The 16,449-nt window shown below is 67.7% G+C and carries 16 protein-coding genes; 12 read left to right on the top strand and 4 right to left on the bottom strand.

Annotated elements, in window-relative coordinates; all coding sequences use genetic code 11:
• Positions 1-62 precede the first annotated feature (62 nt).
• Positions 63-467, top strand: a complete 405-nt coding sequence (locus ON32_RS09975) for an acyl-CoA thioesterase (RefSeq protein WP_245550924.1) — start codon at positions 63-65, stop codon at positions 465-467.
• A 303-nt stretch (positions 468-770) separates the two neighbouring features.
• Here the strand turns inward: ON32_RS09975 and ON32_RS09970 are convergent, their stop codons facing one another.
• Both ON32_RS09970 and ON32_RS09965 read right to left on the bottom strand, forming a co-directional pair.
• The gene (locus ON32_RS09970; RefSeq protein ID WP_051133097.1) at positions 771-1,013 is read right to left on the bottom strand and encodes a helix-turn-helix domain-containing protein; all 243 of its coding nucleotides are present in this window, start codon (positions 1,011-1,013) and stop codon (positions 771-773) included.
• Between the two features lie 116 nt (positions 1,014-1,129).
• On the bottom strand, positions 1,130-2,761 hold the full coding sequence (locus ON32_RS09965; protein WP_040790537.1) for an ABC-F family ATP-binding cassette domain-containing protein: 1,632 nt from the start codon (positions 2,759-2,761) through the stop codon (positions 1,130-1,132).
• Between the two features lie 188 nt (positions 2,762-2,949).
• Between ON32_RS09965 and ON32_RS09960 the strand changes: the two genes are divergently transcribed.
• The gene (locus ON32_RS09960) at positions 2,950-3,714 is read left to right on the top strand and encodes an SDR family oxidoreductase (RefSeq protein WP_040790536.1); all 765 of its coding nucleotides are present in this window, start codon (positions 2,950-2,952) and stop codon (positions 3,712-3,714) included.
• Positions 3,715-3,801: 87 nt separating this feature from the next.
• Here the strand turns inward: ON32_RS09960 and ON32_RS09955 are convergent, their stop codons facing one another.
• Both ON32_RS09955 and ON32_RS09950 read right to left on the bottom strand, forming a co-directional pair.
• Positions 3,802-4,248 (bottom strand): PaaI family thioesterase, encoded by a 447-nt coding sequence (locus tag ON32_RS09955; protein WP_040790535.1) that lies wholly within the window; start codon positions 4,246-4,248, stop codon positions 3,802-3,804.
• Between the two features lie 229 nt (positions 4,249-4,477).
• Entirely contained in the window at positions 4,478-5,185 is a 708-nt protein-coding gene (locus ON32_RS09950; RefSeq protein ID WP_051133071.1) for a hypothetical protein, read from the bottom strand.
• Positions 5,186-5,285: 100 nt separating this feature from the next.
• Between ON32_RS09950 and ON32_RS09945 the strand changes: the two genes are divergently transcribed.
• From ON32_RS09945 to ON32_RS09900, 10 genes are all read left to right on the top strand, one after another.
• Positions 5,286-6,329, top strand: a complete 1,044-nt coding sequence (locus ON32_RS09945; protein WP_083874277.1) for a FecCD family ABC transporter permease — start codon at positions 5,286-5,288, stop codon at positions 6,327-6,329.
• Positions 6,326-7,438, top strand: coding sequence for a FecCD family ABC transporter permease (locus ON32_RS09940; protein ID WP_040790534.1), 1,113 nt, complete (start codon positions 6,326-6,328; stop codon positions 7,436-7,438). The genes ON32_RS09945 and ON32_RS09940 overlap by 4 nt, the downstream gene beginning before the upstream one ends.
• A complete protein-coding gene (locus ON32_RS09935; RefSeq protein WP_051133070.1) occupies positions 7,435-8,328 on the top strand; it encodes an ABC transporter ATP-binding protein in 894 nt (297 codons plus the stop codon). Before ON32_RS09940 ends, ON32_RS09935 begins: the two co-directional genes overlap by 4 nt.
• 64 nt (positions 8,329-8,392) lie before the next feature.
• A complete protein-coding gene (locus ON32_RS09930; protein ID WP_040790533.1) occupies positions 8,393-8,782 on the top strand; it encodes a BlaI/MecI/CopY family transcriptional regulator in 390 nt (129 codons plus the stop codon).
• A gap of 38 nt (positions 8,783-8,820) precedes the next feature.
• A complete protein-coding gene (locus ON32_RS09925) occupies positions 8,821-9,759 on the top strand; it encodes a M56 family metallopeptidase (RefSeq protein ID WP_040790532.1) in 939 nt (312 codons plus the stop codon).
• Positions 9,752-11,107 carry a DEAD/DEAH box helicase gene (locus ON32_RS09920; RefSeq protein ID WP_245550923.1) on the top strand — a complete coding sequence of 452 codons (1,356 nt, stop codon included), beginning with the start codon at positions 9,752-9,754 and terminating at the stop codon, positions 11,105-11,107. The genes ON32_RS09925 and ON32_RS09920 overlap by 8 nt, the downstream gene beginning before the upstream one ends.
• 174 nt (positions 11,108-11,281) lie before the next feature.
• Entirely contained in the window at positions 11,282-12,718 is a 1,437-nt protein-coding gene (locus ON32_RS09915) for a GuaB1 family IMP dehydrogenase-related protein (protein WP_040790531.1), read from the top strand.
• A 279-nt stretch (positions 12,719-12,997) separates the two neighbouring features.
• Positions 12,998-14,404 carry a hemolysin family protein gene (locus tag ON32_RS09910; RefSeq protein ID WP_051133069.1) on the top strand — a complete coding sequence of 469 codons (1,407 nt, stop codon included), beginning with the start codon at positions 12,998-13,000 and terminating at the stop codon, positions 14,402-14,404.
• On the top strand, positions 14,397-15,461 hold the full coding sequence (locus ON32_RS09905; protein WP_040790530.1) for a hemolysin family protein: 1,065 nt from the start codon (positions 14,397-14,399) through the stop codon (positions 15,459-15,461). Before ON32_RS09910 ends, ON32_RS09905 begins: the two co-directional genes overlap by 8 nt.
• Complete coding sequence (locus tag ON32_RS09900) at positions 15,458-16,423, top strand: hypothetical protein (RefSeq protein ID WP_040790529.1); 966 nt, start codon at positions 15,458-15,460, stop codon at positions 16,421-16,423. Before ON32_RS09905 ends, ON32_RS09900 begins: the two co-directional genes overlap by 4 nt.
• The last annotated feature ends 26 nt before the right edge of the window (positions 16,424-16,449 follow it).

Genomic DNA, 16,449 nt, shown 5'->3' with positions numbered 1-16,449 from the left:
ACCGCCCCACGGCGGGAACAACGCGGGGGCACCTACCCGTTCGCCCTGTTATGACCTTTACTGTGCCTGTTACCGTTCGCGGCTACGAACTGGACGTTCTCGGCCACCTCAATCAAGCGGTGTATTTGCAACACGCCGAACATGCGCGCTGGGAATGCCTCCAGGCCGCCGGTATCGGCCAGGAGAAGCTGCGCGCGAGCCGGGTCGGACCGGTGGTGTTGGAGACCACGATCAGTTATCGGCGCGAATTGCGCGGCGGTGACGAGGTACGGATCAGCTGCGAGTTCGAATGGGGCACCGGCAAAACCTTTCGTATTCACCAGCAGACCCGCAAATTGGACGACACCCTGTCCGCCGAGATACAGGTGATCTGCGGTCTCATGGACCTCGATGCCCGAAAACTACTCGCCGACCCCGCCGATCGCTTCCGCGAACTGGCCGACAATCCCGGTCTACTCGGATTGTGAACCCGCCTCGGCGGAGAAATCCCCGGCCGCCCTCCCGGAGACCACCCCACCGACGGCGGTCGACATCGACCGAACGGTCCGGACGACCGCATCCCTACGGGCTCGATGTCATCGCAGCCGAATCCGACCAGCCGCATGCAACCGCCCGGTGGCTCCCTCTCGGGAGCGCGATTGCCCACGACCACGACCACGACCACCGAGGGAACGTGGTCGACCGGGGCGCCAATACCGAGGCGTCCGACGCGTGTGAACGCGGCCGCCGAGCGTGGCGAGGCGGTCGATTCTCGCGGCAGAGGTGCGGCTCTAACGCGCCTTGCGGCGGTTGGCCCCACCACGGCTGCGGAGTTGGACGTGCGACTCCACCAGTACGTTGTGAATGAAGCCGTAGGAGCGTCCGGTGGACCGGGCCAGCGAACGGATGCTCGCTCCCGCCTCGTATTGCTTCTTCAACTGTGATTGCAGGCGGTCCCGGGACTTACCCGTGACCCGTGTGCCCTTCCCCAGGGTGGTTTTGGTGGTTTTGCTCTGTGCCGGCCTGTCGCCCATGGCTTCCTCCGAGTCGCCGAGCAGCGTCCTCCTCAGGCTAAGCACTCGACGGGCAATGATCAATCAATTCTTGTGAGGAATGTCACGTTCGACACCGGGAAATCATCGGACGAAACTCACGCGAGCTGAATCAATTCCAGGTACTCCGCCGACCAGTGGTCCTCGGTGCCGTCCGGCAACAGGATCACCCGCTCCGGTGACAGCGCCTCGGCCGCACCGGGATCATGGGTGACCAGGACGACCGCGCCCGCATAGGTGCGCAGCGCATCGAGCACCTGTTCCCGGGAGACCGGATCCAGGTTGTTGGTGGGTTCGTCCAACAGCAGGACGTTCGCCGCCGAGGACACCAGACCGGCCAGGGCGAGACGGGTTTTCTCACCGCCGGACAGGGTTCCGGCGGGCTGTTCCAGCTGGGGTCCGCTGAACATGAACGCACCCAGCAGCCCACGCAGATCCTGTTCCCCGGCGTCGGGCGCCGCATGCCGGATGTTCTCCCACACGGTGGCGTTGTCGTCGAGGGTGTCGTGCTCCTGGGCGAAATAACCCACTTTCAACCCGTGGCCGGGCACCAGCCGCCCCGCGGTGGGCTGCTCCACACCGGCGAGCAACCGCAGCAAGGTCGTCTTACCGGCGCCGTTGAGGCCGAGGACCACGACCCGGCTGCCGCGGTCGATGGCCAGGTCCACGCCGGTGAAGATCTCCAGCGAGCCGTAGACCTTGGTGAGGTTCTCCGCCATCAACGGCGTCTTACCGCAGGGGGCCGGTTCCGGGAACTTGATCCGGGCCACCTTGTCGGCCACCCGCACCTCGTCGAGTTCGGCCAACAGCCGATCGGCCCGCTTGACCATGTTCTGGGCGGCAACGGCTTTGGTGGCCTTGGCGCCCAACTTCGCCGCCTGGGCGCGCAGGGCCGCGGCCTTCTTCTCGGCATTGGCCCGTTCGCGACGCCGACGCTGTTCATCGGTGGCGCGAGCGTCGAGGTATTTGCGCCAACCCATGTTGTACACGTCGACCTCGCCGCGCACCGCGTCCAGGAACCACACCTTGTTGACCACATCGGCGAGCAGGTCCACATCGTGGCTGATGACGATGAGGCCGCCGTCGTGGTTCTGCAGAAAACCGCGCAGCCAGGTGATCGAATCGGCGTCCAGGTGGTTGGTGGGCTCGTCGAGCAGCAGGATGGTGTCCGAGCGGCCGCCGCTGCCGTCGGAGGCGGCGAACAGGATGCGCGCCAATTCGATTCGACGCCGCTGACCACCGGACAGGGTGCGCAGGGCCTGGTCCAGCACTCGGTCGGGAAGGCCGAGGCTGTGGCAGATCCGGGCGGCCTCGCTTTCGGCGACATACCCGCCGAGCGCCGAGAAACGTTCCTCGAGCCGGCCGTACTTGCGTACGGCGCGTTCCCGCTCGGCGTCGTCGGCCACCTCTGCCATCAACGCCTGCTGTTTCTCCATCTCCCGGATGAGGGTGTCCAGACCGCGGGCGGACAACACCCGGTCGCGGGCCAGCACATCCAGGTTGCCCTCCCGCGGGTCCTGGGGCAGATAGCCGATCTCACCCGACCGAACGATCTTCCCGGCATAGGGTTCGCCCTCCCCCGCGAGGATGCGGAGAGTGGTGGTCTTGCCCGCGCCGTTGCGGCCGACCAACCCGATCCGGTCCCCGGCCTGCACCCGCAGCGCAGGTCCCGGCGCCGACAGCAGGGTACGGATGCCGGCCCGGACCTCGAGGTCCGTCGCGGTGATCACAGATGTCTCCTCAGCACATGATCGCAGGGCAGTTGTCCGGCTCGTACGGGCGACCGCGGAAAGGAGCGGCCCACACCCGCCTCGGTGCAGTGTGGTCGAATACCGGACACGGAACCACCGATTTTACCCGTCCACCCGGCTCGCCCCGGCGGATGCCGACACCGATAACTGCCGTAACCTGCCTTCACATGACTACCGATCTGTTGGGCAAGAGCGCGCTGGTGTCCGGCGCCAGCCGGGGAATCGGCCATGCCGTGGCCGCGGAGCTGCTGCGACGTGGTGCCAACGTACTGATCACCGCCCGTAAACCCGAGCCGCTGGAACAGGCTGCCGAAGAGCTGCGTGAACTCGGTCACCAGGGCGAGGTCGTCGCGCTGGCGGGTAATTCCGGGGATGCCGAGGCACGGGCGGCCGCCGTCGATCGGGCCGTGGCCGAATTCGGCTCACTCGACATTCTGATCAACAACACCGGGATCAACCCGGTGTTCGGGTCGCTGATGGAGGCCGATCTGGACGCGGTGCGCAAGATCTTCGATGTGAACGTCGTCGCCGCGCTCGGCTACGTCCAGCAGGCCTACCGGGCCTGGATGCGCGACCACGGTGGTGCGATCGTGAATGTGGCCAGCGTGGCCGGTATCCGCTCCACCGGAGTCATCGCCGCCTACGGCGCGTCCAAGGCCGCGCTCATTCGGCTCACCGATGAACTCGCCTGGCAGTTGGGTCCGAAGATCCGAGTGAACGCGGTGGCTCCGGGAGTGGTGAAGACCAAGTTCGCCGATGCGTTGTACTCCGCCGACGAGGAGGCCGCGGCGCGCACATACCCGCTGAAGCGATTGGGCTCCCCCGAGGATGTGGCCCGACTGATCGGTTTCCTGGTTTCCGACGAGGCATCCTGGATCACCGGCGAGACCGTCCGCGTCGACGGCGGCCTGCTCTCCACCGGCGGCATCTGACCCGCCGGAAACGGCCGAGGGCCCGACGACCGTTCACCCGGTCGCCGGGCCCTCGCCGTCCGGGCAGATCAGGAGCGTGCGGGTAGATCAGGAGCGTGCGGGTAGATTCTGCAGGCGCACTTGCCCGCGGGCCACACTCCGGCCCTCCGCATCGGTGATCACCACCTGCCACAGTTGCTGGAGTCGACCGCGGTGCAACGGAGTCGCCTCGCCGAACAGGGTGCCCTCCCGCACCGCGCGCAGGAAGTCGGTGCTGTTGTGCACGCCCACCACGCTGCCCTGCTCCCCGTACCAGGCACCGGCGCCGGTGCTGGCGAGCGTTTCGACGACAGTGCACAGCACGCCACCGTTCTGGATCCCCGCGGGCTGATGCAGTTGCGGGGTGACGTCCCATTCACCACGCACCCGATCCGGGCCGAATTCCGTGAACCGCAGACCGATCAGATCGGTGAACGTGCCCTTGCTGAATTCGTTCAGCTGTTCGGGGGTGAGACCGACGAGCGAGCGTGGCCGCTGGGTTTGCTGTTGCGTCATGCCTAAACCATGACATGACCCGAGAAACGCCGTGCCGACCGGTCTCGGCGGTGACCGCCGCCCGGCGATCCGCGCGGAAGATCCGTGCCGAAAGGAAAGCGCGATCGACGAAAAGGGCGGGCTCCACCGAAGTGGAGCCCGCCACGGCTCTGGATCGGGAGTCGACCGCAGCCCTCGGGACTCACGCGCGATCCGCCGCCGAAATAGACTATAGGGCAGCCTTACCTAACTAGGCAACCCATTGAATGCGACGCACCGGACGTCCACGGTTCTCCAACGCCAACAGAAACCCCTGACCACGCCGCATACCGGCCACGGCATCGGTTCGAGCCAGTTCGGGAACATAGGTGGCCGCGCCGGAAACGGATTCGCCCACCAGGGACCAGAAACGGCGCGCAGGCAGATCCGCACTCCGCGCCAGAACGTCCTGCACCAGAACCAACGCGGATTCGCATCGATGAGCCAACCACACCGACATGGCCTGTTCGCACGGCAGCACCACCACCCCGGCCTCACCGACCGAGCAGTCACCCTTCACCACGCGGATCGTGGTGTCGGTCAGCCCGGCCCAGTCGATACCGCCGTCGTTGTCGGTGTGAACCCACAGGTTCTCCAGCCCCGGGTCCCAGGCCCGCCCGTCGGCGACCCAGAGGGCGACGACACGTCCGACCACCGCGTGGATCAGCGCCGTGGCAACGACTTCCGCCGCCGCCCGAGCACTGATCATCTCCGCGGCGTGCCGCCGGTACATCAGCTCGATACGCCCTTCCCGCGGGTCGTCGGCCAATCGCCACCACCGCCGTTTGCCCTGGTCGGCCATGGCCGCCACGGCATAGACCCGGGGATGTTCCGGTTGCAGCGCACGAAGACGGGAACAGACGTGCCCGAACGTCGGCTCGTAGGAGCGAATGACGCGCGGGGGTGCAAGTTCGGACATCGGGCCTCCTCGGGATGAGAGTCGCACGGCGACTGCTCGGAAAATAGGTTAGCCTTACCAGACCTGGCAAGTATTTCGCTCGAGCAAGGAGTCACCCCGCGTGGCAATCATCGGCACCGTGCGCCGCCGGCGCCTGGCCGGTCTCGCACTGTTGGCCGGGCTGCCGGCGCTACTGATCCTCGGAGTGGCGGTGGGGAGTCGCACGATCTCACCCATCACGGCCTATTCGGCCCTCGAGCACGCTCTGACCTGCCCGGACGGCCTCTTCCGCTGTATGGCGCGCTCGACGGACGAACAGATCGTGCGGGGGATGCGCCTCCCGCGTACCGCCCTGGCAGCGGTCACCGGGATGGCACTGGGACTGACCGGCGCGCTGATCCAGGGCTACACCCGCAACCCTCTCGCCGACGGCGGACTGCTCGGCCTCACCGCGGGCGCGAGTTTCCTCTGCGCCCTGGGCACGTCCCTGTTCGCCCTCACCACACCCGTCCAGTACATCTGGCTCGCCTTCGCCGGAACGCTACTGGCAGGTCTGGCGGTCTTCGCCACGTCGGGAGTCGGCATGGGACGGGGCGGGCCGTTGGGCCTGATCCTGGCCGGGGCCGCGATGACCGCGTTCCTCCAGGCGCTGACCGATGCCATCGTCACGCTCGACGCGAACGTACTGGACAGCTACCGCTTCTGGGTGATCGGTGACATGGGCGGCCGGGATGCCTCGGTGTTCTGGCAGATCCTCCCGTTCCTGGTGGTCGGGATGGTACTGGCCCTGGCCGCCGCCCCAGGGTTGAACCTGCTCGGCCTCGGCGACGATATGGCACGCGGACTGGGGGTGCATATCGGCCGAAGCCGCGCATTGGGCCTGACCGCGGTGGTATTGCTGTGCGGCGCGGCCACCGCCGCGGTGGGGCCGATCGCGTTTCTCGGTCTGGCCGCCGCGCATATCGCCCGGTCCTGCACCGGACCGGACCATCGATGGCTGTTGCCGTATTCGGCCCTGTTCGGCGCGGCGGTATTGCTGATCGCCGATATCGCCGGTCGGATCGTGGCCCGGCCGGCGGAACTCCAGGCCGGAATGATGCTGTCGCTCCTGGGCGTACCGTTCTTCATCGCCCTGGTGCGGCGACGGAAGGCGGTGAACCCGTGACCGCTTCCCTTCCCGAGACCACATCGGCCACATCGAGGACCGCCCGAGTTCCGGCCGCCCTGCGACTCGGCACCGTATCGCTGGTGTGGCGCCCGGCGATGGTGGCCGTGGTGGCGTCACTGGCAGCGACACTGTTCCTCCTGTTCTGTCTGCACATCGCCTTCGGCGGGACCCCGTTACCGCCGGCCCGGGTGCTCGAGGTGCTGGCCGGGGGTGGAACCCGCTCGCAGCGGTTCATCGTGCTGGAATCCCGGCTCCCGCGGGCACTCACCGCGGTCGTGGTGGGCATCGCCCTGGGGCTGGCGGGCGCCATCACCCAGTCGGTGCTGCACAACCCGCTCGCCGCGCCCGATGTTCTCGGTATCGGCGCGGGCGCCGGATTGGGTGCGGTGGCGGTGGTGGTCGGCGCCGGAGGCGCGACGACGGGCCTGGCCGCCGGTCTCGGCGCCCCCGCGGCCGCCATCGCGGGCGGACTGCTGACCGCGGCGACGATCCACCTGCTGTCCTGGGGGCGCAACCCGACCGGCGATCGCGGGGCGAGCGGACTGCGGCTGGTACTCATCGGCGTCGGGGCGAATTCGCTGCTGCTGTCCGGGATCAACTGGTTGCTCGCTCGTTCGCCGCTCACCGAGACCATGCGCCTTCAGCAGTGGCTGACCGGGTCGCTCGCCACGACGTCCTACTCCGCCCTCGTTCCCGCCGCCGTGGCCACGGCATTCGTGGTGGCGATCGCCCTGGGATCGGCCCACACCCTCGCCGCGCTCCGGCTCGGCGCCGACACCACCCGCGTGCTGGGGGTGCGCCTCCACCGCCGGCAGGCCCTGTTGATCGGGGCCGCGGTCGTGGGCGTCTCGGTGGCGACCGCCACGGCCGGGCCGATCGCCTTCGTGGGCCTACTCGCCCCGCAACTGGCCCGCCGGCTGCTGCGGACACCCGGGGAACCACTCATCGGGTCGGCGCTGCTCGGCGCGATCGTGATGGTCGGCGCGGACCTCATCGCCCGCAACCTTTTCCCCGTGGAACTGCCGGTCGGTATCGTCACCGCCGCCATCGGCGGACCGTTCCTACTTTTGCTGCTCGTGCACATCAATCGGAAGGCAACGCTGTGACCACCGGACGAGCCGCGTCCTCCGGACCCTCCGGGACCGCCCCCGCCCATCGACTCTCCGCCGAGAACCTCACCCTCGGCTACGGTGAACGCACCATCGTCGACGGCCTGCACCTGGATATAACTCCTGGTGTGGTGACCACCGTGATCGGCCCGAACGGGTGCGGCAAGTCCACCCTGCTGCGTTCGCTGGCACGGCTGTTGCGGCCGCGCTCCGGACGAGTCGTCCTGGACGGTAAGGCCATTTCGTCGCTGAAGACGAAGGAGGTGGCCCGCCTCCTCGGGATGCTGCCTCAGAGTCCGGTGGCCCCCGAGGGGCTGACCGTGGCCGATCTGGTCGCCCGCGGCCGACATCCGCACCAGTCCTGGCTACGACAGTGGTCGTCCGACGACGAGGCCGAGGTGCACGCCGCACTGGAGCAGACCGGTATCGCCGACCTGGCCGACCGCCCCCTCGACGAACTGTCCGGCGGACAACGCCAACGCGCCTGGATCTCCATGGCCTTGGCGCAGGGCACCGATATCCTGCTGCTCGACGAACCCACCACCTATCTGGATCTCGCGCACGCGCTCGAGGTGCTCGATCTGATCGACCGGCTGCACGCCGATCTGGGCCGCACCGTGGTGATGGTGTTACACGATCTGAATCTGGCCATCCGTTACAGCGATCGGCTGGTGGTCATGCGCGCGGGCCGGATCGTCGCCCAGGGGTCCCCCACCGAGATCATCGACATCGATCTGTTGTACGAGGTCTTCGGACTGCGCGCCTCGCTCCTACAGGACCCGATCTCGGGCCGACCGATGATCGTGCCGATCGGCACCCGGCATATCGACCGCACCGACGAGGGCCGCGATACGCCGCACGAACCGGCTATGACGCATACCACATGACTACCGCCGAGTTACGACGACCTGTAGTACGCCTCCCTGTCGTTGAACCCGTAAAATCGGTGGAATGGCAGGTCTTGGTGAACTCGAGAAAGCGGTCATGGACCAATTGTGGTCGACCGATGAACCGCAAACGGTCCGACAGGTCCACGAGGCCCTGTCCGCACGCCGCGAACTCGCGTACACCACGGTGATGACGGTGCTACAGCGGCTGGCGAAGAAAAACCTGGTGGTCCAGCGACGTGACGACCGCGCGCACAGGTACGCTCCCGTACATACCCGCGACGAGCTGGTGGCCGGTCTCATGATGGACGCCCTACAGCAGGCCGACGAGGCAGGCAGCCGGGCCGCGGCCCTGGTGCACTTCGTGGAGCAGGTCGGCAAGGACGAGGCCGCGGCGCTCCGGGATGCACTCGCTAAGCTCGAAGCAACGGAGGACACCGGGAACTCGCAGTGACCTCCGACCCTGACCGCACAACGCAGTGAGTCGAGTCGATGAATGCAGCCGCGCCGGTTTTCGCCGGACTCGCTTTGCTTCTCGCGGGGCCCGCCCCGGAATTGCTCAGTCGGGCGAAATGGACCCATCGAACTCCCCGTGCGGCACTCGTGCTCTGGCAGGCCATCGCCCTGGCCGCGGTGCTCAGCGCGTTCGGCTCCGGGCTGGCGATCGCCAGTGAACTCCTGGTTCCCGGCCCCGACGGACGGCCGACCACCAGCCCCACCGACGAGATCGATGTCCTGGGCCTGCCGCTGTGGTTGGCCTATGTCATCGTCTTCGCCCTCACCCTGCTGATCGGCGCCCGATTGATCTACGCCGTGATCCGGGTCGGCGTGCACACTCGGCGGCGCCGCGCCCGCCACCGCATGCTGGTCGATCTGTTGGACCAGAGCGGGCCGGTGCGGCGCGCCGCCGATATCCGGGTGCTCGCGGCCGCCGAACCCATCGCCTATTGTCTGCCCGGTCTGCGGCAGCGGGTGGTGGTCAGCGCGGGCACCCTGGACAACCTGGACGAACAGGAACTCACCGCCATCCTCAGCCACGAACGCTCCCACCTGCGGGCCCGGCACGATCTGGTGCTGGAGGCGTTCACTGCGGCCCACCAGGCCTTTCCCCGATTCGTCCGCAGCAAATCGGCGCTGGACTCGGTCAAACTGCTCATCGAGCTGCTCGCCGACGATTCCGCGGTGAAGGTGACCGGTCCCAAACCCCTGGCCCGTGCCCTGGTGGCGTGCTCGAAATCCCCCGCCCCGCGCGGCGCGCTGGCGGTGGGCGGACCCAGCACCCTCATCCGTATCCAGCGGCTGGCCGGTCCGGTGGGCGATGTGCGGATCGCGATCGCCGCCTATTCGGCCTCGGCCGCCATCCTCGTGGTGCCGACCCTGGCCGTGGCCATTCCCTGGTTGGTCGAGTTGAGCCGGTTGTTCCGTGCCTGACCCCACCGTGTCGGACACCCCGCCGGGGCGTCCGGTTTTCACCGAGCTGGGGCTTCCGGTTCCCTTGGTCCAGGCCTTGCGCCGGGAAGGAATCACCGATGCCTTCCCCATTCAGGTGGCCACCATCCCCGATGCCCTTGCGGGCCGCGACATATTGGGCCGGGCGCCGACCGGCTCCGGAAAAACCCTCGCCTTCGGGCTGCCGCTACTGGTCCGGCTGGCCAATGCGCCCGCCATACCGCGCCGCCCCCGCGGCCTGATCCTGGCTCCCACCCGGGAACTGGCGATACAGATCGAACGGTCCCTGGAACCCTTCACCACCGCCCTGGGCCTGCGTTCGGGAACGGCGGTCGGGGGAATACCCGTGGCACGGCAGGCCGATCGACTGCTGCGCGGCCTGGATCTGCTCGTCGCCACCCCCGGCCGGCTGGCCGATCTGGTGGATCGGGGCGCGGCGGCGCTCGACGAGGTACGCGTCACCGCCGTCGACGAGGCCGACCATATGGCCGAATTCGGTTTCCTACCGCAGCTTCGGCGACTGTTGGACCTGACCCGCCCCGACGGGCAACGTCTGCTGTTCTCGGCCACCCTGGACCGAGACGTCCAGGACCTCGTCGACCGATATCTGCACGACCCGGTCACCCATACCGCGGACGTGCAACCCACCACCACCCCGGCCGCGACCCACCATTTGTTGCATGTGCGAACAGAAGACAAACCCGAGGTCATTGCCCGAATCGCGGCCCGAACCGGCCGAACGCTGTTATTCGTGCGCACCCAATACGGCGCCGAACGCCTGACCCGCCGACTGCGTGACGCCGGTATCGCGGCCTCCGCCCTGCACGGCGGCAAGGTGCAACGGAAACGCACCCGCACTCTGGAGTCGTTCGCCGACGGTTCGGTCGACGTTCTGGTCGCCACCGATATCGCCGCCCGTGGTATCCACATCGACGACGTCTCGCTGGTCGTCCATGTCGATCCGCCCGCGGATCCGAAGGACTACCTGCATCGCGCCGGCCGCACCGCACGCGCGGGAGCCACGGGCACCATCGTCACCCTGGTCACTCCCGAGCAGCGCACCGAAGTCGCCGAGCTCTTCCGATCGGCCGGAATTCCGGTCGAGCAGCACCGGATACGCCCCGACGACCGCGAACTGCACCGTCTCACCGGTGCCCGCACCCCACCCGGTACCGCATCGCGCGCGTCTCGGGCAGCATCGGACCGCGCCCCCGACACGCACGGACGCGCGCACCGCCCCGGACGCACCGCCGATCCACGCGACCGTTCGCCACATCGCCCCGGACGCACCGGCCCGGCCCGCCGCGCTCGCAAGCGCCCCACGGCCTGAGCCCCTCGGACCGCTCCCACGGCCTGAGCCCCTCGGGCCGCTCCCACGGCCTCGACGAAGCGCCGGGCACCGAGCGGAGACACCATATCCGTCGAGACGCACCGAAATCTTTCGATCGACGCCGTACGCTCGAGAGCGACCCGCGGACGAGGTGACCCGATTAACATCGGAGCAGTGCAATTTCTCCCCGGACATCAGCCGCCGTACGACCTGACCTACGACGATGTCTTCCTCGTTCCGAACCGCACGGATGTGGCGTCCCGGTTCGACGTGGACCTGTCCACCGTCGACGGATCCGGTACCACCATCCCCATCGTGGTGGCGAATATGACCGCCGTCGCCGGTCGTCGGATGGCCGAGACCGTCGCCCGGCGCGGCGGAATCGTCGTACTCCCCCAGGACCTGCCGTTGAACGCGGCGGCCGAGACCATCGCGTTCGTCAAGAGCCGCTCGTTGACGGCCGATACCCCGGTCACCCTGACACCCGAGCATTCGGTGTCCGACGCCATGGCCCTGATCCACAAACGCGCGCACGGCGCGGTGATCGTGGTGGAGCAGGACCGGCCGGTGGGTGTGGTCACCGAAGCCGGCTGCGCCGATGTGGATCGGTTCGCCCGGCTTCGTGATGTCGCGACCGCCGATTTCGTCACCGCACCGGTAACCGCCCAACCGCGGGAGATCTTCGACCGTCTCCACAGCGAGCACTCCGATCTGGCGGTTCTACTCGCCGAGGACGGCACCCTCGCCGGCGTGCTCACCCGCACCGGCGCCATACGAACCGGTATCTACACCCCGGCCGTGGACACCGCGGGCAAACTGCGGATCGCCGCCGCCGTCGGCATCAACGGCGACGTCCCGGACAAGGCCAAATCGCTGGTGGACGCGGGGGCCGATGTGTTGGTGGTCGATACCGCGCACGGCCACCAGGTGAAGATGCTGGATACCCTGCGCGCCATCCGGGACCTGGGATTGGGGGTGCCGCTGGTGGCCGGCAACACCGTCTCGGCCGAGGGAACCCGAGACCTGGTGGCGGCCGGCGCCGATATCGTCAAGGTCGGGGTCGGGCCGGGCGCCATGTGCACCACCCGCATGATGACCGGTGTCGGTCGCCCCCAGTTCTCGGCGGTCGCGGAATGCGCCGCCGCGGCAGCGGAACTGGGTGCTCACGTCTGGGCCGACGGCGGGGTTCGCCATCCCCGTGACGTCGCCTTGGCACTGGCCGCGGGCGCGTCCAATGTCATGATCGGGTCGTGGTTCGCGGGAACCTACGAGTCACCCGGGGACCTGCGGATCGACCGTGACGGCAATGCCTACAAGGAGAGTTTCGGCATGGCCTCCAAACGCGCCGTTACCGCCCGCACGGCCGGCGACCGGGCCTACGACCGCGCCCGCAAGGCATTGTTCGAGGAGGGTATCTCCCATTCGCGGATGCGGCTGGATCCGGAACGTCCCGGCGTCGAGGATCTCATCGACCACATCTGCTCGGGGGTGCGCAGCGCCTGCACCTACGCGGGTGCCCGAACCCTGCCGGAGCTGCACGCCAAGGCGGTCCTGGGTGTGCAGTCGGCCGCCGGTTTCGCCGAGGGCCGCCCGCTGCCCAAAGGCTGGTGAACCCGGCCGGCATCCGCACACCACCGCACCGGCTCATGCACCTGTATGCATGAGCCGGTAGCATGAGAGTAGCCGGCGGCCGCCGGCCCGACTCACAGTGCGAAAGGAACCACTTGTCACCCGCGTCCGAGGGCGCCACTCAGGAGGGCTCATCTACCGAGCCGGGTGACAAACCCGGCGCCTTCTCTCTCCCGGCAATCCACCACGACATGATCGACTTCCCGTCGACTCCGGGTACCACCGTCCATTCGGGGGCGACGCCGGCGCGGTGGTGCTGATATGACCATCGCACTCACCGTGCTCAGCCTGATCGGATTCGTGGCGCTCACCGTCGGCACGGCATTGTTCGTGGCCGCCGAGTTCTCGCTCACCGCGCTGGAACGCAGTACCGTCGAAGCCCACGCCCGCGAGGGCGACGTTCGCGCCCGCGCGGTCCGTCAGGCTCATCGAACCCTGTCGTTCCAGTTGTCCGGGGCCCAGCTCGGTATCACCATCACCACACTGATCACCGGCTATATCGCCGAGCCCGTGCTGGCCCGCCTCCTGTCCCCCCTCTTCACCGCGCTCGGTATGTCCGAGACCGCCACCACCGGGATTTCTCTGGTGCTGGCGCTGCTGTTGGCCACCTCGCTGTCGATGGTCTACGGCGAGCTGGTGCCGAAGAACATCGCCATCTCCGCGCCACTGGCCACCGCTCGGGTCACGGCCGGACCGCTGGTCGCGTTCTCGGTGGTGTTCAAGTGGATGATCCATTTCCTCAACGGCACCGCAAACTGGATGGTGCGGCGCTTCGGAGTGGAACCGGCCGAGGAACTGCGCTCGGCCCGTTCCCCGGCCGAACTCGGTTCACTGGTACGCACTTCCGCCCAGCGCGGCTCCCTGGACCAGCGCACCGCATTGGTGATGGATCGCTCGCTGCGGTTCGGCGAGCGCAGCGCCGAGGAGTTGATGACCCCGCGGGTCAAGATCGAATCGCTGGACCGCTCGGACACCATCGCCGATCTGCTCGCCGCCGCCGCTCGCACCGGTTACTCCCGGTTCCCGGTGGTCGACGGCGATATGGACAACACCCTCGGCGTGGTGCACGTCAAGCAGGCGTTCACCTATCCGGCGCAGCAGCGCCGCGGCGTCACCCTGCAGCAGCTCGCCCGCCCGGTGCCGGTGGTGCCGGCCAGCCTCGACGGCGACGAGGTGCTCGAACGCGTCCGCGCCCACGGCATGCAGGTCGCGCTGGTGGTGGATGAATACGGCGGCACCGCGGGCATGGTGACCATGGAGGACATCATCGAGGAGATTCTCGGCGACGTCCGCGACGAACACGACGAGGAAGAACGCGATGTGCGTCGGGTCTCCGACGGTTGGGACTGCTCCGGGCTGTTGCGCATCGATGAACTCTTCCGCGCCACCGGCTACGAGGCTCCCGAAGGCGAGTACGAAACCCTGGGCGGTCTGATGCTGCACCGGCTCGGCCGAATCCCGGAAACCGGAGATGTCGTGGTCCTGCCCGAACGCCGGGCGCACGACCGGCACAATCCCGAGACCCCCGGCGGTTGGCTCGCCCGCGTCGACCGAATGGACGGTCGCCGTATCGACCGGGTGCGGCTGGTCCCGGTCGACGCCACGGAACTCGCCGAACAACAACGGCAGGAACCGGCGCTTCGCGAGTGGGAGCATCATCATGGGTGATCTGCTCGCCATCGCGCTGACCGTTGTCCTATTGGCCGGTAACGCCTTCTTCGTCGGCGCCGAATTCGCCCTCATCTCCGCCCGCCGCGACCGGCTCGAGGCCATGGCCGCTCAGGGCAAACGGCAGGCCGAGACGGTGATCCGGGCCGGACAGAACCTGTCCATGATGCTGGCGGCCGCCCAGTTGGGCATCACCATCTGCTCCATTCTGCTGGGCCGTATCGGTGAACCGGCGGTGGCGCATCTGCTGGAATATCCGTTCCACCTGCTCGGTCTGCCCGACCGATTACTGCACCCGGTGGCGTTCACCATCGCGCTGATCATCGTGGTGATCCTGCACATCCTGTTCGGCGAGATGATCCCCAAGAACATTGCCTTGGCCGGCCCGGAGCGCAGCGCCCTGTTGTTGGTGCCGATCCACCTGCTATGGCTGCGCCTTGCCCGCCCGCTCATCGCCGTCTACAACACGGCCGCCAACCTGTCGCTGCGAATGCTGCGCATCGAACCCAAGGACGAACTCGAGAGCACGGTCTCCAGCGACGAACTGGCGGAGATGATCGGGGAATCCCGTTCGGAGGGTTTGCTCGACGAGGAGGAACACCGCCGCCTCACCCAGGCATTGGGCACCGGCGACCGCACCGTCGGCGAAGTGATGGTTCCGCTGTCGCGAACCCGCACCATCCCGTTGCGCGGTGACGGCACCACCCTCGGAGATATGGAGAACGCGGTGGCCGAGACCGGGTTCTCCCGGTACCCGGTACGCGCCGATACCGGCGCCCTGGTGGGGTACCTGCACGTCAAGGACGTTCTGGACAAGGTCGCCGACGAGTCGGCGGGGCCGGACACCCTCATTCCGCGCACCGATATCCGACCGCTGCCCGCCGTTCTGGTCGGCACCACACTCTACGAGGCACTCGCCCGGTTGCGGCGCACCAATTCGCATCTGGGTCGGGTCGTCGACGCCCGAGGCAATACCGTGGGCATCGTGGCCCTGGAGGATCTGGTCGAGGAATTCGTCGGCACCGTGCGCGACACCACCCACCGGGTGAGCGAATGATGGTGGCGACCGAGCTGCGGGTGCTACCCGAGTCGGAATGGCGGGCCCGTGCCGCGATTCACCGTGAGCGGGTGGATACGCTGGTCGGGCCGTATCTGCGTCGGCGAGCGGCGGGTGCGCCCCACCCCGTGATCGACTTCTTGTTCACCTACTACGGCCACAAACCCGCCCAGCTGCGACGTTGGCATCCCGGCCACGGAATCGCATTGGCCGATGCCGCCGAGTACGACGGAATGCGCGGCTATCACCGCATCCCGCTGTCCGAGGTGGAGAAGGAATCCGGTACTCGCTCGGCCGAGGAGCCGGATCCGACCCGGATCGACGCGATCGAGGCCACACGTCCCGGTGGCACGGTGGTGACCACCGACCCGACGTTCCTGCGCAAACGGCGCAACACCATAGAATTCGTCGCTCAACTGCTGCGCGCCACCGCGGCCCGTCCGACCCGACTGTCCTGTTTCGGTCTGCACGAATGGGCCATGGTGTATCGCACCGATGCGGTTCGCCACCGCACGGTTCCCCTACGACTGGGCGCCGCCGGCACGAATGCCGTGGTCGAATCGATGTCGTTGCGCTGCACTCACTTCGATGCCTACCGCTTCTTCACCCCCGAGGCGGTCGGGCGCAATGCCCACCCCCTCAGCCGGGAAACCCAGATCGACACCGAACAACCGGGCTGTCTACACGCGAATATGGACCTGTACAAGTGGGCTTTCAAGATGACGCCGCTCATCTCGTCGGATCTGGTGTTGGACTGCTTCGAATCGGCAATGCACGCGCGGGAGCTCGATATGCGGGCGAGCCCCTACGATCTCACCGATTACGGGTACGAACCGATTTGTATCGAGACTCCCGCCGGACGGGCCGAATACGTCCGACAACAGTCCGAGATAGCGGAACGCTCCAGGATACTGCGCGCCCGGTTACTGACAATGTGTGAAACCCTGCTCGCGCAGGCATAGGAGCGATCGACTCCATCTCTTCCCCG

It is taken from the genome of Nocardia paucivorans NBRC 100373 (assembly GCF_000308675.1).
GTDB classification, from domain to species: domain Bacteria; phylum Actinomycetota; class Actinomycetes; order Mycobacteriales; family Mycobacteriaceae; genus Nocardia; species Nocardia paucivorans.
This window is presented reverse-complemented; position numbering and strand designations above follow the sequence as displayed.

Coding starts and splice junctions, on each gene's coding strand:
- ON32_RS09955 (WP_040790535.1), bottom strand. CDS start 4,248: ATGACGCAACAGCAAACCCAGCGGCCACGCTCGCTCGTCGGTCTCACC.
- ON32_RS09925 (WP_040790532.1), top strand. CDS start 8,821: ATGAATGCAGCCGCGCCGGTTTTCGCCGGACTCGCTTTGCTTCTCGCG.
- ON32_RS09905 (WP_040790530.1), top strand. CDS start 14,397: ATGGGTGATCTGCTCGCCATCGCGCTGACCGTTGTCCTATTGGCCGGT.
- ON32_RS09910 (WP_051133069.1), top strand. CDS start 12,998: ATGACCATCGCACTCACCGTGCTCAGCCTGATCGGATTCGTGGCGCTC.
- ON32_RS09950 (WP_051133071.1), bottom strand. CDS start 5,185: ATGTCCGAACTTGCACCCCCGCGCGTCATTCGCTCCTACGAGCCGACG.
- ON32_RS09960 (WP_040790536.1), top strand. CDS start 2,950: ATGACTACCGATCTGTTGGGCAAGAGCGCGCTGGTGTCCGGCGCCAGC.
- ON32_RS09930 (WP_040790533.1), top strand. CDS start 8,393: ATGGCAGGTCTTGGTGAACTCGAGAAAGCGGTCATGGACCAATTGTGG.
- ON32_RS09970 (WP_051133097.1), bottom strand. CDS start 1,013: ATGGGCGACAGGCCGGCACAGAGCAAAACCACCAAAACCACCCTGGGG.
- ON32_RS09900 (WP_040790529.1), top strand. CDS start 15,458: ATGATGGTGGCGACCGAGCTGCGGGTGCTACCCGAGTCGGAATGGCGG.